Origin of the sequence: Enterobacter sp. JMULE2, assembly GCF_013337145.1 — a bacterium.
Taxonomy (GTDB): Bacteria; Pseudomonadota; Gammaproteobacteria; order Enterobacterales; family Enterobacteriaceae; genus Enterobacter; species Enterobacter mori.
In genome coordinates, this window is sequence record NZ_SGWD01000010.1 from 1532620 (window position 1) to 1550086 (window position 17467).

The following is a 17467-nucleotide window of genomic DNA, read 5'->3' on the forward strand; positions in this document are numbered from 1 at the left end:
CGCAGCGCCGCCGGGCAAATAAAAAGGCCCTCGCGGGCCTTTTTTTATATTCTGGTTTTTCTCACGCGGTCCGCATAAACAGACAACGTCTGCTTCAATACGTCCAGCGTCACCGGCTTCGACAGGCAGCTGTCCATGCCAGACTCCAGGCAGCGCTGCTTCTCTTCCGCCAGGGCGTTCGCCGTCACGCCAACGACCGGCAGCGTCAGGCCAAGCTGGCGAATGCGCTGCGTCAGACGGTAGCCGTCCATGTTTGGCATATTCACGTCGCTCAGCACGATATCAATATGGTTTTTACTCAGCACGTTCAGCGCATCGACGCCGTCGTTGGCGGTTTTACACTGATATCCGAGCGAGCCAAGCTGGTCGGCCAGCAGGCGGCGGTTGATCGGATGGTCGTCCACCACCAGAATCATCATATCGTCATTCACCGACGCCAGCGCATCCGGTGACGGCAGTGCCGTTGCACCATCGCTGTCTTCAAGCTGTACGCTGTATATGCGCGCCAGTAGCCCTAACAGCTCATGCGGGGTCGCCACGCTGTGCACCCATTCCCCCGGCGCGCGCTCCAGCGGAATTCCAATGTGGCGACGGCAGAACATGATCACCCCTCTTCCCGGCCACGCCTGTTCCGGCATGTCGTCAGCGATCAGCATATCGTCCACGTCCGGAGTCTGCCCTTCATATCGGCATACCCGTACGCCACTGTGGTTAAGCAGCGCCGTCAGATAATCATTGAGCGAAGCGTTATGCACCGCCAGCCAGCAGCGCTTGTCGCTCAGCCCATCGACCGTCGTTTTAGCCGGATACTGCGCCGAGTAGAGCGGAATACGGATGGTGAACTGGCTTCCCATGCCCGGTTCGGTATCGACGGAGATATCCCCGTCCATCATGCTGATGAGCTTTTCACAAATCGCCAGCCCCAGCCCGGTGCCCTGGAAGTTACGCTGCACGCCCGTCCCGACCTGGAAGAACGGGTCGAACAGACGGACCACCTCCTTCGCCGGGATGCCCACGCCCGTATCACGCACGCGGATAGTCAGATAGTCCCCTGCGCGGCACACGTGCAGCACAATACAGCCGATATCGGTAAATTTGATGGCGTTGCTCAACAGGTTGGAGATGACCTGCTGCAGGCGCATCGGATCGCCGTGCAGCGTCAGCGGCACGTCCGGTTCGATAAAGCAGTACAGTCCCAGCTGTTTACGCACCACCAGCGGCAGATAGTTGGCGCTAATATGGTTCATGACCTCGCGCGGGGAAAACTCGCGCGGCTCGATTTTCAGCTGCTCTGACTCAATTTTTGAGAAATCGAGAATATCGCTAATGATTTTCAGCAGCAGGCTTGAAGAGTTGTTCATCGCCGTGACCAGGCGATCAACCCCTTTCGGCAGCTCTTTCGTCTGCAGCAGATCGAGGTTACCGATGATCCCGTAAAGCGGCGTGCGCAGCTCGTGGCTGACGGTAGCAAGGAACATCGATTTCGACTGGCTGGCCTGCTCGGCCGCCTGCGCCATCTCCTGAAGCGACTCTTCCATTTTCACGCGCGCGGAGACATCCACCAGCACGCAAATGGCCACGTTTTCATTGCGATAGCGCGAATGCACGAAGCTGATTTGCAGGTTGGTGTGGGTGCTGGTCAGCACGTCCACAAAGTTAACCTGCTGCCCGCAGATAATCTGCGTCAGCCGCTGCCTGTCCTCATGCGTCAGCATGTTCAGGTAGTTATGCGCCAGCTCGTTACTGAGGATATTGGTGCCGTCCTGGGTGCGCAGGATACAGATCCCCACCGGCGCAGAGGCGACAATCTTACGGTTAAACTGCTCATGTTCTTCGAGACGCTGGGCGTCTGCCTCAGCCGGAATAAATATCCGCCGCTCATACATGCGCGCCAGCATAAACAGCGCCACGCCCACCGCGATATTCAGCAAAATGGCGTTGAGGATCAGGATGCGAATGCGTTCAAGCACCATATCCACCGGCACCGAATAGACAATGCTGAGCGACGAAGGCGGCAGACTTTTCTTCAACACCAGCTCGCGGAAACCGGAGGTATAGCCAAACCACGACCGCTCCTGCATCCAGTGCGGATCAACGTTCAAACGGTTATCCGGTCCGGCGAGGGAGATCAGGGAATGACCGTTTTCATCGAGAATGGTCACCCCCATCGGCAGGCTGCCCGGCGTGAAGAAGTTTTCCATGCGGATGGTTTGTTCAATGCCCAGCAGCGCCTGCAGGCGGTTGCCCAGATACACCGGCGTCAGGGCATAGAAGTAGCCCACGCCCGTGCGCGGACCCTGGCTAATCCAGAAGATGTTATTCCCGCGCTCGTCCTGCGGCGCATTGCGGTATTTCACAATACGCTCATGCAGGCTCTTCAGCGCGTCATCACGCTCTACGGGCATGTCGCGCAGGCCAAAATCGGCCATGCAGAGATTTTCGCTGCCAATCAGGTACACGCGGTTCAGGTCATAGGCCGCGGAGAAGTTGTCACGCCAGTAGCGCATAAACCACGCCAGCGATTCCAGCGAGCCGCGCCAGGTGCTGCCCATTGCGGAGCAGTCAGAGTCCGGGAACAGGGGCTCAAAGTCGGGCACTTCAGTTTTATCATTGCGCCCACGAATGGCAAGAATACCGTTTTCCGCCGTCAGGCGATTCTCGGCAATGTACTTCAGCTCCTTCATGACGTCAGAGGTGCGCTGAATGTAGCGCTGAGCCTGATCGGAGCTGAGATTAAACTCCTGGCGGATCTCCGCTTCTTTCTGGTGTAGCGCATTAACGATGAAAAACACCGAGAACAGAGCCACCAGCAACCAAAGCAGTAGCGCCAGCGCCCGGAACAGATAGCGAGAGACTTTCAGCGTGGTACGAAAGGAGACGAGGTATTTCAAAGGGGCGAGGCTCCGCCATCGGGGTCAAAAAGAATGTGGTTAAGGTAGCGGTAAACGCGGCTTGTCGCAACGTTCACTTGTCTGCTTGTGCAAAAGAAAAGGGCCGGAAACCGGCCCTTTTTGCGTCAGGAGACATTACTCGTCAGCGTCATCCGCTGCATCTTCGTCGGTGTCCGCTTCCGGCGCGATTTCATCATCGCCTTCCGCTACCGTACCATCGATGGAGTCGAGTTCTTCGTCATCTACAGGCTCAGCAACGCGCTGCAGACCCACCACGTTTTCATCTTCCGCTGTACGGATGAGGATCACGCCCTGGGTGTTACGACCCACCACGCTGATCTCAGATACGCGAGTACGCACCAGCGTACCGGCATCGGTGATCATCATGATCTGGTCGGCGTCGTCCACCTGCACCGCGCCGACAACGGAACCGTTGCGCTCGGTCACTTTGATAGAGATAACGCCCTGCGTACCACGGGACTTCGTCGGATATTCGCTTTCCGCCGTACGTTTACCGTAGCCGTTCTGCGTGACGGTCAGGATAGCCCCTTCGCCGCGTGGAACGATCAGGGAAACAACGGAGTCTTCACCCGCCAGTTTGATCCCACGAACGCCTGTTGCCGTACGGCCCATTGCGCGGACCGCGTTCTCTTTGAAACGCACCACTTTACCGGCGGCGGAGAACAGCATCACTTCATCAGAACCGGAGGTCAGATCCACACCGATCAGTTCGTCGCCTTCGTTCAGGTTCACGGCGATAATACCGGCCGAACGCGGACGGCTGAATTCGGTCAGCGCGGTTTTCTTCACGGTACCGCTCGCGGTCGCCATAAAGACGTTCACGCCCTCTTCGTACTCGCGTACCGGCAGGATAGCGGTGATACGTTCATTCGCTTCCAGCGGCAGCAGGTTGACGATTGGACGGCCACGCGCGCCACGGCTTGCTTCCGGCAGCTGATAGACTTTCATCCAGTAGAGACGACCACGGCTTGAGAAGCAGAGGATCGTGTCATGGGTGTTCGCCACCAGCAGACGGTCAATAAAGTCTTCTTCTTTAATACGTGCCGCAGATTTCCCTTTACCGCCACGACGCTGTGCTTCGTAGTCGGTCAGCGGTTGATACTTCACATAGCCCTGGTGAGACAGGGTGACCACCACATCTTCGCGGTTGATCAGATCTTCAATGTTGATATCAGAGCTGTTTGCGGTGATTTCGGTGCGACGCGCATCACCGAACTGATCGCGAACCAGCTCCAGCTCTTCGCGGATCACTTCCATCAGGCGGTCTGCGCTACCCAGGATATGCAGCAGCTCAGCAATCTGTTCCAGCAGCTCTTTGTATTCGTCGAGCAGTTTTTCATGCTCAAGGCCGGTCAGTTTCTGCAGACGCAGATCCAGAATCGCCTGTGCCTGCTGCTCGGTCAGATAGTACTGACCGTCGCGCACGCCGAATTCAGGCTCCAGCCACTCAGGACGTGCCGCGTCGTCGCCCGCACGTTCGAGCATCGCAGAAACGTTACCCAGCGCCCAAGGACGGGCCACTAATGCCGCTTTCGCTTCCGCCGGCGTCGGCGCACGGCGAATCAGCTCAATGATCGGGTCAATGTTTGCCAGTGCAACGGCCAGCGCTTCAAGGATGTGGGCACGGTCACGCGCTTTACGCAGCTCGAAGATAGTACGGCGGGTCACCACTTCACGGCGGTGACGCACGAACGCGCTCAGGATCTCTTTCAGGTTCATGATCTTCGGCTGACCATGGTGCAGTGCAACCATGTTGATACCGAAGGAAACCTGGAGCTGAGTCTGGGAGTACAGGTTGTTCAGCACAACCTCACCCACCGCGTCACGTTTGATCTCAATCACGATGCGCATACCGTCTTTGTCAGACTCGTCACGCAGCGCGCTGATACCTTCAACACGTTTTTCTTTTACCAGCTCGGCGATTTTTTCAATCAGACGCGCTTTGTTCACCTGATACGGGATCTCGTGAACGATAATGGTTTCACGACCCGTTTTGGCGTCCGCTTCCACTTCGGCGCGGGCACGGATGTAAATCTTGCCGCGACCGGTGCGGTAGGCTTCTTCAATACCGCGACGACCGTTGATGATCGCCGCCGTCGGGAAGTCCGGGCCCGGGATGTGTTCCATCAGCCCTTCAATGCTGATCTCTTCATCGTCGATATAGGCCAGGCAGCCGTTGATCACTTCGGTGATGTTGTGTGGCGGAATGTTGGTAGCCATACCGACCGCGATACCGGATGAACCGTTTACTAACAGGTTCGGGATCTTGGTTGGCATAACATCAGGAATGCGCTCGGTGCCGTCGTAGTTATCGACGAAATCAACGGTCTCTTTTTCCAGGTCGGCCATCAGCTCGTGGGCGATTTTCGACATACGGATTTCCGTATAACGCATCGCCGCTGCGGAGTCGCCGTCAACAGAACCAAAGTTACCCTGACCATCTACCAGCATGTAGCGCAAGGAGAATGGCTGCGCCATACGGACGATGGTGTCATAAACGGCGGTATCACCATGCGGGTGATATTTACCGATGACGTCACCCACGACGCGGGCAGATTTTTTATAGGCTTTATTCCAGTCATTGCCCAATACGTTCATGGCGTATAGTACGCGACGGTGTACCGGCTTAAGGCCATCGCGGACGTCCGGCAGCGCACGGCCAACAATGACCGACATCGCATAGTCCAGATAGGAGCTCTTCAGCTCTTCCTCGATGTTAACCGGTGTAATTTCTCTCGCAAGGTCGCTCATCTAACCGCTATCCCTCTACTGTATCCCGGATTCAAAGGTCGCAAATTATAACACAGCCGCGGTGATTGAGGTAAACCAATAAGCTTTATTCACCCGCGCGGGCTGATATACTCCTTTGTCTTGCTAAATAAGGAGTAAAAGCGCCCATGAATGCCGAAAAATCCCCGGTGGCTCACAACGTTGACCACGAAGAGATTGCCAAATTTGAAGCGGTGGCGTCCCGCTGGTGGGATCTCGAAGGTGAGTTCAAACCTCTGCATCGCATTAACCCGCTGCGTCTGGGCTATATCGCGGAGCGTTCCGGCGGTCTGTTCGGTAAGAAAGTGCTCGACGTCGGCTGCGGCGGCGGCATCCTGGCTGAAAGCATGGCGCGCGAAGGGGCCACCGTTATCGGCCTGGATATGGGCTTTGAACCGCTGCAGGTTGCCCGCCTTCACGCGCTGGAGTCCGGCATTCAGGTGGAATACGTGCAGGAAACCGTGGAAGAGCACGCGGCAAAACATGCTCATCAGTACGATGTGGTGACCTGCATGGAGATGCTGGAGCACGTTCCCGATCCGCAGTCCGTGGTGCACGCCTGTGCAAAACTGGTGAAACCGGGCGGACAGGTCTTCTTCTCGACCATCAATCGCAACGGCAAAGCCTGGCTGATGGCCGTCGTCGGCGCGGAGTACGTGCTGCGCATGGTGCCGAAAGGGACACACGACGTGAAGAAATTCATCAAGCCTGCGGAGCTGTTAAGCTGGGTTGACCAGACGTGGCTCAAAGAGCAACACATCACCGGCCTGCACTACAATCCGCTGACCGATAAATTCAAGCTCGCACCGGGCGTAGATGTTAACTATATGTTGCATACCACCGCCAAAAACGACTAACGTCATTCGTTATTCTTATAAAGATTGCGCGACATCATGTTGCGCAATTCTGACCTCCCGTTGAAGAAATCAGCACTCGATCAAATTTTGAATTTTTTTTCTTAATTATTGACATGTCTTCCAGGCCTTACGGTACGAGGACTTAGCCTTTTTTACCCTTTCACAACCTCAATTTAACGTCAAAATCAACCCTTGTGCTGAAAAGATTCGATACTAGAATACTCACCATATAGCGTTTTTCTTATCGCAAACCCCCTATATGTAGTATTTATCCACAGAGTTAGTCACAAGACGGATCTGTGGATAAGCGGGGGATATTTTTTTATTTCACGGACAGGTAAACCCCACATGAATCAGAGTCTGCTGGTGACAAAGCGCGACGGTACCACCGAGCGTATCAATCTGGACAAAATCCATCGAGTTCTCGACTGGGCAGCAGAAGGACTGAACAACGTATCTATCTCCCAGGTTGAACTGCGTTCCCACATCCAGTTCTACGACGGCATCAAAACGTCTGATATCCATGAAACCATCATCAAGGCAGCGGCGGATCTGATCTCCCGTGAAGCACCGGATTATCAGTACCTCGCTGCACGTCTGGCGATTTTCCACCTGCGTAAAAAAGCCTACGGCCAGTTTGAGCCGCCTAAGCTGTACGATCACGTGGTGAAAATGGTCGAGCTGGGCAAATACGACACGCATCTGCTGGAAGACTATACGGAAGAAGAGTTCGAGCAGATGAACGGGTTTATCGATCACTGGCGCGACATGAACTTCTCCTACGCGGCGGTGAAGCAGCTCGAAGGCAAATACCTGGTTCAGAACCGTGTGACGGGCGAAATCTACGAGAGCGCCCAGTTCCTCTATATTCTGGTGGCCGCCTGCCTGTTCTCTAACTACCCGCGCGACACCCGTCTGGAATACGTGAAGCGTTTCTACGATGCGGTATCGACGTTCAAGATTTCTCTGCCGACGCCAATCATGTCTGGCGTGCGCACCCCAACCCGTCAGTTCAGCTCCTGCGTACTGATCGAGTGTGGTGACAGCCTAGATTCCATCAACGCCACCTCCAGCGCCATCGTGAAATACGTTTCCCAGCGCGCCGGTATCGGCATTAATGCCGGTCGCATCCGTGCGCTGGGCAGCCCGATTCGCGGCGGTGAAGCGTTCCACACCGGCTGTATTCCGTTCTATAAGCACTTCCAGACGGCAGTAAAATCCTGCTCTCAGGGCGGCGTGCGCGGCGGTGCTGCGACCCTGTTCTACCCGATGTGGCACCTGGAAGTGGAAAGCCTGCTGGTCCTGAAAAACAACCGCGGCGTGGAAGGCAACCGCGTGCGTCACATGGACTACGGCGTGCAGATCAACAAGCTGATGTACACCCGTCTGCTGAAGGGCGAAGACATCACCCTGTTCAGCCCGTCCGACGTCCCGGGCCTGTATGATGCGTTCTTCGCCGATCAGGACGAGTTCGAGCGTCTGTACACCAAATACGAAAAAGACGACAGCATCCGCAAACAGCGCGTGAAGGCTGTAGACCTGTTCTCCCTGATGATGCAGGAACGAGCCTCTACCGGTCGTATCTACATCCAGAACGTGGACCACTGCAACACCCACAGCCCGTTTGACCCGGTGGTTGCGCCAGTGCGCCAGTCCAACCTGTGCCTGGAGATCGCCCTGCCGACCAAACCGCTGGAAGACGTGAACGACGAAAACGGCGAAATCGCGCTGTGTACGCTGTCCGCGTTCAACCTGGGTGCGATTAAGAGCCTGGACGAGCTGGAAGAGCTGGCCGTGCTGGCGGTTCGCGCGCTCGACGCCCTGCTGGACTACCAGGATTACCCAATCCCGGCCGCTAAACGCGGTGCGATGGGTCGTCGTACCCTGGGTATCGGCGTGATCAACTTCGCCTACTGGCTGGCGAAAAACGGCAAGCGTTACTCTGACGGCAGCGCCAACAACCTGACGCACCAGACGTTTGAAGCCATTCAGTACTACCTGATGAAAGCCTCTAACGAGCTGGCGAAAGAGCAAGGCGCGTGCCCGTGGTTCAACGAAACCACCTACGCGAAAGGCATTCTGCCCATCGACACCTACAAGAAAGACCTGGATGCGATTGTCAGCGAGCCGCTACACCTGGACTGGGAAGGCCTGCGCGAGTCCATCAAGACCCACGGCCTGCGTAACTCCACGCTCTCTGCCCTGATGCCGTCCGAGACCTCTTCGCAGATCTCCAACGCCACCAACGGCATTGAACCACCGCGCGGCCACGTCAGCATCAAAGCGTCGAAAGACGGCGTGCTGCGTCAGGTGGTACCGGATTACGAAACGCTGGGTAACAACTACGAGCTGCTGTGGGAAATGCCAAACAACGACGGCTATCTGCAGCTGGTGGGTATCATGCAGAAGTTTATCGACCAGTCGATCTCTGCCAATACCAACTATGACCCGACGCGCTTCCCGTCCGGCAAGGTTCCGATGCAGCAGCTGCTGAAAGACCTGCTGACCGCGTATAAGTTTGGCGTGAAAACCCTGTACTATCACAACACCCGTGACGGTGCAGAAGACGCACAGGACGACATGGTGCCGTCAATTCAGGACGATGGCTGCGAAAGCGGCGCATGTAAGATCTAATGTAAATGCCGGGTGGCGCTACGCTTACCCGGCCTACGATTTTGTTTGCCCGACTGACAAAATCTCTCACAGGACACACTCATGGCATATACCACCTTTTCACAGACGAAAAACGACCAGCTCAAAGAGCCGATGTTCTTCGGCCAGCCGGTCAACGTGGCACGCTACGATCAGCAAAAATATGACATCTTCGAAAAGCTGATTGAAAAGCAACTCTCCTTCTTCTGGCGCCCGGAAGAAGTGGACGTTTCCCGCGACCGTATCGATTTCCAGGCGTTGCCGGATCACGAAAAACATATCTTCCTCAGCAACCTGAAGTACCAGACGCTGCTGGACTCCATTCAGGGTCGTAGCCCGAACGTTGCGCTGCTGCCGCTGATCTCGATTCCTGAGCTGGAAACCTGGGTAGAAACCTGGGCGTTCTCCGAGACGATCCACTCCCGCTCTTACACCCACATCATCCGCAACATCGTGAACGATCCGGCGGTGGTGTTTGACGATATCGTCACCAACGAGCAGATCCAGAAGCGCGCGGAAGGCATTGCGCACTACTACGACGAGCTGATCGAGATGACCAGCTACTGGCATCTGCTGGGCGAAGGCACGCATAACGTGAACGGCAAAACCATTACCGTGAACCTGCGCGCGCTGAAAAAGCAGCTGTACCTGTGCCTGATGAGCGTTAACGCGCTGGAAGCGATCCGCTTCTACGTGAGCTTCGCCTGCTCCTTCGCCTTTGCCGAGCGCAAGCTGATGGAAGGCAACGCCAAAATCATCCGCCTGATCGCCCGTGACGAAGCCCTGCACCTGACCGGGACTCAGCACATGCTGAACCTGCTGCGCAGCGGCGCGGACGACCCGGAAATGGCTGCGATTGCCGAAGAGTGCAAGCAGGAATGCTACGATCTGTTCGTGCTGGCGGCCCAGCAGGAGAAAGAGTGGGCAGACTACCTGTTCCGCGACGGCTCCATGATTGGCCTGAACAAAGACATCCTGTGCCAGTACGTTGAGTACATCACCAACATCCGCATGCAGGCTGTCGGTCTCGACCTGCCGTTCCAGACGCGCTCCAACCCAATCCCGTGGATCAACACCTGGCTGGTGTCCGATAACGTGCAGGTGGCGCCGCAGGAAGTGGAAGTGAGTTCTTACCTGGTCGGTCAGATTGATTCTGAAGTCAACACCGACGACCTGAGCGACTTCCAGCTCTGATGACGCGCGTAACGCTGAGCCTTTCGGGCACCGAAGTGTTGTGCCAGGAAGAGCACCCTTCCCTGCTGGTGGCGCTAGAAGCACATCAGGTGGAGGTAGAGTACCAGTGTCGTGAAGGCTATTGCGGCTCCTGCCGCTGCCGTCTGGTCGCAGGCCAGGTGGACTGGCTGACCGAGCCGCTGGCCTTTATCAGTGAAGGCGAAATTTTGCCCTGCTGCTGCAGGGCAAAAGGCGATATTGAGATCGAGATGTGATGTTGTCCTTATCCCCTCTCCCGGTGGGAGAGGGTTAGGGTGAGGGCATCAGGCCGCAGAGCCTGATTGTCGGGTGGCGGCTTCGCCTTACCCGACCTACAAATCCTACTTCCGGTGAATGAATTCGACTGCTTTATCCGGGAAATCCGTAAACAGTCCGTCCACGCCCGCCTGGTTATACAACATCTCATAAAGCTGATTCACGTCCGTTGCGTACTCCGGCAGCTGGTCTGCACGCACGGTATACGGATGCACCTGCATCTTGCTGGCATGCGCCTCTTTCACCATCGCCGTCAGCTTCACGTGGCCCGGCGTGGAGCCTTCCGCCACCAGCATGTGGTAATCCGGCCCGATGCCATCGGCGTACTGCGCAATCTGCTTCATCGCGCCCGGCTTAAACATCCAGTCGTAGTTGTAGTTCACCCACTTCCCGTCCGGCTGCTTCTCCTGGGTTTCATTCCAGTCGGTATAGGCAATCAGCTGTACCAGATTGAGATCCATCCCCATCTTCGGCTCCAGCTCGGTTTTGATGCGCTTTAGCTCGGCGGCGTCAAAACACTGCAGGTAAACTTTGTCCTTCTTGCTGGTGTAGCCGTACTGTTTCAGCACCTCCAGCGTCTTCGCGGCAATGTCTTTCCCTTCCTGATGGTGGAACCACGGCGCTTTGATCTCCGGGTAGATACCGATGTTTTTACCGGTGGAGTGGTTCAGCCCCTGAACAAACTCAATCTCCTCCTGGAAGGTATGGATGCGGAAGTCGGACTTGCCCATCGGGAAACGTCCCGGATAGACCTGCACCTTCTTGCCATTTTCAATCTCGAAGCCTTCGGTAAACTTCAGCGAGCGGATCTCCGCCAGCGTGAAGTCGATGGCGTAGTAGCGCCCATCTTTTCGCGCGCGGTCCGGAAAACGCTCGGCCACGTCCGTCACGCGGTCAAGATAATGGTCATGCAGGACAACCAGCTGGTCATCCTTGGTCATCACCAGATCCTGCTCAAGATAATCCGCGCCTTGCGCATAGGCCATCGCTTTCGCCGGGAGCGTATGCTCCGGCAGATAGCCGCTGGCACCGCGGTGGGCAATCACAATCTTATTAGCAGCCAGCGCGGAGCCGGTCATTAAACCGGCCAGCAGCAGGCCGGTTGCAAGTTGGGTTAATTTCATCGCATTGCTCCTTATTGACGACGCGCCAGCACTTCCGCGTGGTGACGTTTTTCACCGATCATGACGACAATCAGCAGCAGGACAGCCAGCACGCTACCGCCGATCATCACCATAAAACCGCCGTCCCAGCCGAAGAAGTCAACGGTGTAGCCCACGATGGCGCTCGCCGCGACCGAACCGCCGAGGTAGCCGAACAGACCGGTAAAGCCTGCCGCCGTGCCTGCCGCTTTTTTCGGGGCCAGCTCCAGGGCATGCAGGCCAATCAGCATCACCGGACCGTAAATCAGGAAACCGATAACGATCATGCAGGCCATATCTACTGACGGGTTGCCCGGCGGGTTGAGCCAGTAAACGACGGTGGCAATGGTCACCAGGGTCATAAAGAACACGCCCGTCGCACCGCGGTTGCCCTTGAACACTTTGTCTGACATCCAGCCGCAAAGCAGCGTGCCCGGGATCCCGGCATATTCATACAGGAAATAGGCCCAGGAGGATTTATCCAGCGCGAAGTGCTTCACCTCTTTCAGGTAGGTTGGCGACCAGTCGAGGATGCCGTAGCGCAGCAGGTAAACGAACACGTTGGCGACCGCGATGTACCACAGCAGCTTGTTGGGCAGCACGTACTTCATGAAGATCTGTTTTGCGGTCAGCTCTTCTTCGTGCTCCTTGCTGTAATCATCCGGATAGTCGTTTTTGTACTCTTCAATCGGCGGCAGGCCACAGGACTGCGGCGTGTCGCGCATCAGCGCGAAAGCGATAATTGCCACGACGATGGCGCCAAAGGCGGGCATATACAGCGCGGCTTTCCAGTCGTTAAACCAGGCCATCCCCAGCAGGAACAGCAGAGGCGGAAGCCCACCGCCGACGTTATGGGCACAGTTCCACACCGACACGATGCCGCCGCGCTCTTTCTGCGACCACCAGTGCACCATGGTGCGTCCGCACGGCGGCCACCCCATCCCCTGGAACCAGCCGCAGAGGAACAGCAGGACGAACATGACGGCAATGCTGGAGGTTGCCCACGGCACAAAGCCCATGAACAGCATGACCGCGGCCGCCAGGATCAGGCCGGCGGGCAGGAACACGCGCGGATTCGAGCGATCCGACACCGAACCCATAATGAATTTGGAAAAACCGTAGGCGATGGAGATCCCCGACAGCGCGAACCCCAGATCGCCGCGGGAGAAGCCCTGCTCCACCAGATACGGCATGGCGAGCGCAAAGTTTTTACGCACAAGGTAGTACGCCGCGTACCCGAAGAAGATCCCCAGGAAGATTTGCCAACGCAGACGGCGGTAAAGCGGATCAATTTCTGCCTCTGGCAGACGCGCCCGATGCGGCGCGGGTTTGAAGATACTGAGCATGACAGCCTCCGTGGCCTTGAATTAAATGGGCAGGTGGCTCGCACCTGAATTCCAGTGGCGGGGATGTTAAGAAATCACGGTGATTGTTACTGTGAATCAACGCACAGATTGTTACAGAAATATGACAGAATGCGCAAAAAAGCGCATGAAATCACGTTTCACTTTCGAATTTCGCGCGTTTATGTTCGAAATCAAACAAACCACACGATTGATATGGCTAAATGATAAAAAAACGAACATAGAGGGTAAACAATGACCATTCACGATCCTCGTTATAGCGATGTGATAATCATTGGTGGTGGTGCAACCGGCGCCGGGATCGCACGCGACTGCGCGCTGCGCGGCCTCAGCGTCACACTTCTGGAGCGTCATGACATTGCCACAGGCGCAACCGGGCGTAACCACGGCCTGCTGCACAGCGGCGCGCGGTATGCGGTGACCGACGGTGAATCCGCGCGTGAATGTATTGCTGAAAACCAAATCCTCAAGCGTATCGCCCGCCACTGCATTGAGCCGACTGACGGCCTCTTTATTACCCTGCCCGAAGATGACCTCGCCTTTCAGAAGACCTTTATTACCGCCTGCACCGCGGCGGGCATTCAGGCGGAGGCCATGGACCCGGCGCTGGCGAGGCGGCTGGAACCGTCGGTTAACCCGGCGCTTATCGGCGCGGTGAAGGTGCCTGACGGCACCGTCGACCCCTTCCGCCTGACGGCCGCCAATATGCTGGACGCCCGCGAGCATGGCGCACGCATTCTGACCGGGCACGAAGTGACCGGGCTTATACGCGAAGGTCATCGCATCTGCGGCGTGCGGATCCTTGATACGCAGTACAACGAACACAGCGAGCTGTATGCCGCCGTAGTGGTCAACGCAGCGGGGATCTGGGGGCAGCGCATTGCGGAATACGCCGACCTGTCGGTGCGCATGTTCCCGGCGAAAGGATCGCTGCTGATCCTCGACCACCGCATCAATAACCACGTGATCAACCGCTGCCGCAAACCGTCCGACGCCGATATCCTCGTCCCGGGCGACACCATTTCGTTAATCGGTACCACCTCAACCCACGTCGACTACAGCGAAATTGACTACAACCGCGTGACCGCTGAAGAGGTCGACATCCTGCTGCGGGAAGGGGAAAAACTGGCCCCGGTAATGGCGCAGACGCGTATTCTGCGCGCCTACGCGGGCGTGCGTCCGCTGGTCGCCAGCGACAACGACCCGAGCGGACGCAACGTCAGCCGGGGCATCGTGCTGCTCGATCACGCCGAGCGCGACGGCATGGACGGATTTATCACCATCACAGGCGGCAAGCTGATGACCTACCGCCTGATGGCCGAGTGGGCGACCGATGCCGTCTGCCGCAAGCTGGGGAATACCGAAGCCTGCGTGACGGCAGACCAGCCGCTGCCCGGCTCGCGGCAGTCCACCGAAAAAACCCTGCAAAAAATCATCTCTCTGCCCGCGCCGCTGCGCGGATCCGCGATTTACCGCCACGGCGACAGAACGCCACAGTGGCTCGGTGAAGGACGGCTGAGCCGCAGCCTGGTGTGCGAGTGCGAAGCCGTCACTGCCGGTGAGGTGCAGTACGCGGTGGAGAGCCTGACGGTCAATAGCCTGCTCGACCTCCGCCGCCGCACCCGCGTGGGCATGGGCACCTGCCAGGGCGAGCTGTGCGCCTGTCGTGCCGCCGGCCTGCTGCAGCGTTTTCACACCACCACCGCCACCCAGTCGCTCGATCAGCTCAGCGCGTTTTTAAACGAGCGCTGGAAAGGCATTCAACCTGTCGCCTGGGGGGACGCCCTGCGCGAAAGCGAATTTACCCGCTGGGTCTACCAGGGACTTTGTGGTCTTGAGAAGGAGCAACGCGATGAAATTTGATACCGTAATCGTCGGCGGCGGGCTGGCAGGCTTGCTCTGCGGCATCAAACTCACGAAGCGGGGGCTGCGCTGCGCCATTATCACCCGCGGCCAGAGCGCCCTGCACTTCTCGTCGGGATCGCTGGATCTGGTGGATGAAGTGTACCGCGATACGCTGCCGCCGGAGCACCCGTATCACCTGATTGGTGCCCACAACGTTGATCGTTTTGCCCTGGAAACCGAAGCGCTGCTGGCGGACTGCGGCGCGCGTCTGAAGGGAAGCGCCAGGCAAAATCACCAGCGCGTCACGCCGCTCGGCACCCTGCGCTCCGCGTGGCTCAGCCCGGAAGAGGTGCCCGTAGCCCCCCTTAACGCCGCGCGCGTGCGGGTGGTGGGCATTAGCGGCTTTCTGGATTTTCAGCCCCATCTCGCGGCGGCGTCGCTCTGTCGCCAGGGCGTTAACGCCGAGACGGCAGAGATAGAACTGCCTGAACTGGATGTCCTGCGCGATAACCCGAGCGAGTTTCGCGCGGTGAATATCGCCCGTTTTCTGGATAACGAGGACAAATGGCCGCTGCTGTATAACGCGCTCAGGCCGCTCGGCGAAACCTGCGACGCCCTGTTGATGCCCGCCTGCTTTGGTTTAAACGACAACCGGCTCTGGCGCTGGCTGTCCGATCGTCTGCCCTGCTCGCTCGGCCTGCTGCCTACGCTTCCCCCTTCCGTGCCGGGCATTCGTCTGCACACCCAGCTTCAGCGCCAGTTTGTTGCGCAGGGCGGCGTGTGGATGGCGGGGGATGAAGTGAAAAAAATCACCCTGAACGACGGCGCGGTGAGCGAAATCTGGACGCGGAACCATGATGATATACCGCTTCGCGCGCGCTACGCGGTGCTGGCAAGCGGCAGTTTCTTCAGCAATGGGCTGCTAAGCACACGCAACGGCATTCGCGAAGCCATTATGGGGCTGGATGTCCGGCAGAGCGCTTCCCGCGCGGACTGGTATCAGAGTGATTTCTTCACACCGCAGCCCTGGCAGCAGTTCGGCGTCATCGCCGATACGCATCTGCACCCGCAGCTTTCCGGTAAATCGATCGGCAATCTCTTCGCCATCGGCTCCGTACTGGGCGGATACGATCCCATCGCACAGGGCTGCGGCGGCGGGGTTTGCGCCGTCACGGCGCTCCACGTTGCAGAGCAGATTATTCAGCGCACGGAGGTTGCACAATGAACGACACCCGTTTCGAAAGCTGCATCAAATGCACGGTCTGCACCACCGTCTGCCCGGTCAGCGGCGTGAACCCGCGCTACCCCGGTCCGAAGCAGGCCGGGCCGGACGGCGAGCGTCTTCGTCTGAAGGACGGCAAGCTGTACGACGAGGCGCTGAAATACTGCATCAACTGCAAACGCTGCGAAGTGGCCTGCCCGTCGGATGTTAAAATCGGCGATATCATCCAGCGCGCCCGCGCGCGCTACAGCACGCAGAAACCCACACTGCGCGATGCGATCCTGAGCCATACCGATCTCATGGGCAGCGTCTCGACGCCCTTTGCCCCGCTGGTGAATGCCGCGACCTCACTCAAGCCGGTGCGTCAACTGCTGGATGCCACGCTTAAAATCGACCATCACCGCAGCCTGCCGAAATATTCTCACGGCACCTTCCGCCGCTGGTACAGGTCCGTTGCGGCGGAACAGGCCCGGTACGCCGACCAGGTGGCCTTTTTCCACGGCTGCTATGTGAATTACAACCACCCGCAGCTGGGTAAAGATCTGCTGAAAGTCCTGAACGCCATGGGAATCGGCGTACAGCTCCTTAGCAAGGAGAAGTGCTGCGGCGTCCCGCTGATTGCCAACGGGTTTATCGATAAAGCGCGTAAGCAGGCGAAAAGTAACGTCTCGTCGCTGCGCGAGGCCATCGTCGACAAGGGGATCCCGGTACTGGCCACCTCGTCCACCTGTACCTTTACGCTGCGCGATGAGTATCCGCACCTGCTGGATGTCGATAATACCGGACTGCGCGAGCATATTGAGCTGGCGACGCGCTTCCTGTGGCGCAAGCTGGACGGCGGACAGACGCTGCCGCTGAAGACATTACCGCTGAAGGTGGTCTATCACACGCCGTGTCATATGGAAAAAATGGGCTGGTCGCTCTATACGCTGGAGCTATTGCGGCTTATACCGGGGCTGGAGCTGACGGTGCTGGACTCACGCTGCTGCGGGATTGCGGGCACCTACGGCTTCAAGCGTGAAAACTACGAAACGTCACAGGCGATTGGCGCCCCGCTGTTCCGCCAGATTGAAGAGAGCGGCGCGGATATCGTGGTAACGGACTGCGAAACCTGCAAGTGGCAGATTGAGATGTCCACCAGCAAACGCTGCGAACATCCCATTACCCTGCTGGCGAAAGCGCTGGGGTAAGCATTGCCGGGGCGAGAGACCCCGGC

At 57.6% G+C, this 17467-nt stretch carries 11 protein-coding genes; 7 read left to right on the top strand and 4 right to left on the bottom strand.

Annotated features, from left to right (window positions below; all coding sequences use genetic code 11):
* Positions 1-44 precede the first annotated feature (44 nt).
* Both rcsC and gyrA read right to left on the bottom strand, forming a co-directional pair.
* On the bottom strand, positions 45-2891 hold the full coding sequence (gene rcsC / locus EXW94_RS08035) for a two-component system sensor histidine kinase RcsC (protein WP_120157801.1): 2847 nt from the start codon (positions 2889-2891) through the stop codon (positions 45-47).
* A 135-nt stretch (positions 2892-3026) separates the two neighbouring features.
* On the bottom strand, positions 3027-5663 hold the full coding sequence (gyrA, locus tag EXW94_RS08040) for a DNA topoisomerase (ATP-hydrolyzing) subunit A (protein WP_089597934.1): 2637 nt from the start codon (positions 5661-5663) through the stop codon (positions 3027-3029).
* Between the two features lie 146 nt (positions 5664-5809).
* Here gyrA and ubiG point away from each other — a divergent pair, with 146 nt between their 5' ends.
* From ubiG to yfaE, 4 genes are all read left to right on the top strand, one after another.
* Entirely contained in the window at positions 5810-6538 is a 729-nt protein-coding gene (ubiG, locus tag EXW94_RS08045; RefSeq protein WP_174339872.1) for a bifunctional 2-polyprenyl-6-hydroxyphenol methylase/3-demethylubiquinol 3-O-methyltransferase UbiG, read from the top strand.
* A 348-nt stretch (positions 6539-6886) separates the two neighbouring features.
* Entirely contained in the window at positions 6887-9172 is a 2286-nt protein-coding gene (nrdA, locus tag EXW94_RS08050) for a class 1a ribonucleoside-diphosphate reductase subunit alpha (protein WP_023312513.1), read from the top strand.
* A gap of 81 nt (positions 9173-9253) precedes the next feature.
* On the top strand, positions 9254-10384 hold the full coding sequence (gene nrdB, locus EXW94_RS08055) for a class Ia ribonucleoside-diphosphate reductase subunit beta (protein ID WP_010433416.1): 1131 nt from the start codon (positions 9254-9256) through the stop codon (positions 10382-10384).
* A complete protein-coding gene (gene yfaE, locus EXW94_RS08060; RefSeq protein ID WP_010433414.1) occupies positions 10384-10638 on the top strand; it encodes a class I ribonucleotide reductase maintenance protein YfaE in 255 nt (84 codons plus the stop codon). The genes nrdB and yfaE overlap by 1 nt, the downstream gene beginning before the upstream one ends.
* 105 nt (positions 10639-10743) lie before the next feature.
* Here the strand turns inward: yfaE and glpQ are convergent, their stop codons facing one another.
* Positions 10744-11802, bottom strand: coding sequence for a glycerophosphodiester phosphodiesterase (gene glpQ, locus EXW94_RS08065; protein ID WP_174339873.1), 1059 nt, complete (start codon positions 11800-11802; stop codon positions 10744-10746).
* 11 nt (positions 11803-11813) lie between these two features.
* Positions 11814-13166, bottom strand: a complete 1353-nt coding sequence (gene glpT / locus EXW94_RS08070) for a glycerol-3-phosphate transporter (RefSeq protein WP_126816616.1) — start codon at positions 13164-13166, stop codon at positions 11814-11816.
* Between the two features lie 252 nt (positions 13167-13418).
* Here glpT and glpA point away from each other — a divergent pair, with 252 nt between their 5' ends.
* From glpA to glpC, 3 genes are read left to right on the top strand one after another with little or no spacing between them, the layout of a single operon-like run.
* Complete coding sequence (gene glpA / locus EXW94_RS08075; RefSeq protein WP_174339874.1) at positions 13419-15047, top strand: anaerobic glycerol-3-phosphate dehydrogenase subunit A; 1629 nt, start codon at positions 13419-13421, stop codon at positions 15045-15047.
* Positions 15037-16254 (top strand): glycerol-3-phosphate dehydrogenase subunit GlpB, encoded by a 1218-nt coding sequence (gene glpB, locus EXW94_RS08080; protein ID WP_174339875.1) that lies wholly within the window; start codon positions 15037-15039, stop codon positions 16252-16254. The genes glpA and glpB overlap by 11 nt, the downstream gene beginning before the upstream one ends.
* Positions 16251-17441: an anaerobic glycerol-3-phosphate dehydrogenase subunit GlpC gene (gene glpC, locus EXW94_RS08085; RefSeq protein ID WP_174339876.1), complete on the top strand. Its 1191-nt coding sequence runs from the start codon at positions 16251-16253 to the stop codon at positions 17439-17441. The genes glpB and glpC overlap by 4 nt, the downstream gene beginning before the upstream one ends.
* The last annotated feature ends 26 nt before the right edge of the window (positions 17442-17467 follow it).

Coding starts and splice junctions, on each gene's coding strand:
- glpC (WP_174339876.1), top strand. CDS start 16,251: ATGAACGACACCCGTTTCGAAAGCTGCATCAAATGCACGGTCTGCACC.
- gyrA (WP_089597934.1), bottom strand. CDS start 5,663: ATGAGCGACCTTGCGAGAGAAATTACACCGGTTAACATCGAGGAAGAG.
- ubiG (WP_174339872.1), top strand. CDS start 5,810: ATGAATGCCGAAAAATCCCCGGTGGCTCACAACGTTGACCACGAAGAG.
- glpQ (WP_174339873.1), bottom strand. CDS start 11,802: ATGAAATTAACCCAACTTGCAACCGGCCTGCTGCTGGCCGGTTTAATG.
- nrdB (WP_010433416.1), top strand. CDS start 9,254: ATGGCATATACCACCTTTTCACAGACGAAAAACGACCAGCTCAAAGAG.
- nrdA (WP_023312513.1), top strand. CDS start 6,887: ATGAATCAGAGTCTGCTGGTGACAAAGCGCGACGGTACCACCGAGCGT.
- glpB (WP_174339875.1), top strand. CDS start 15,037: ATGAAATTTGATACCGTAATCGTCGGCGGCGGGCTGGCAGGCTTGCTC.
- glpA (WP_174339874.1), top strand. CDS start 13,419: ATGACCATTCACGATCCTCGTTATAGCGATGTGATAATCATTGGTGGT.
- glpT (WP_126816616.1), bottom strand. CDS start 13,166: ATGCTCAGTATCTTCAAACCCGCGCCGCATCGGGCGCGTCTGCCAGAG.
- yfaE (WP_010433414.1), top strand. CDS start 10,384: ATGACGCGCGTAACGCTGAGCCTTTCGGGCACCGAAGTGTTGTGCCAG.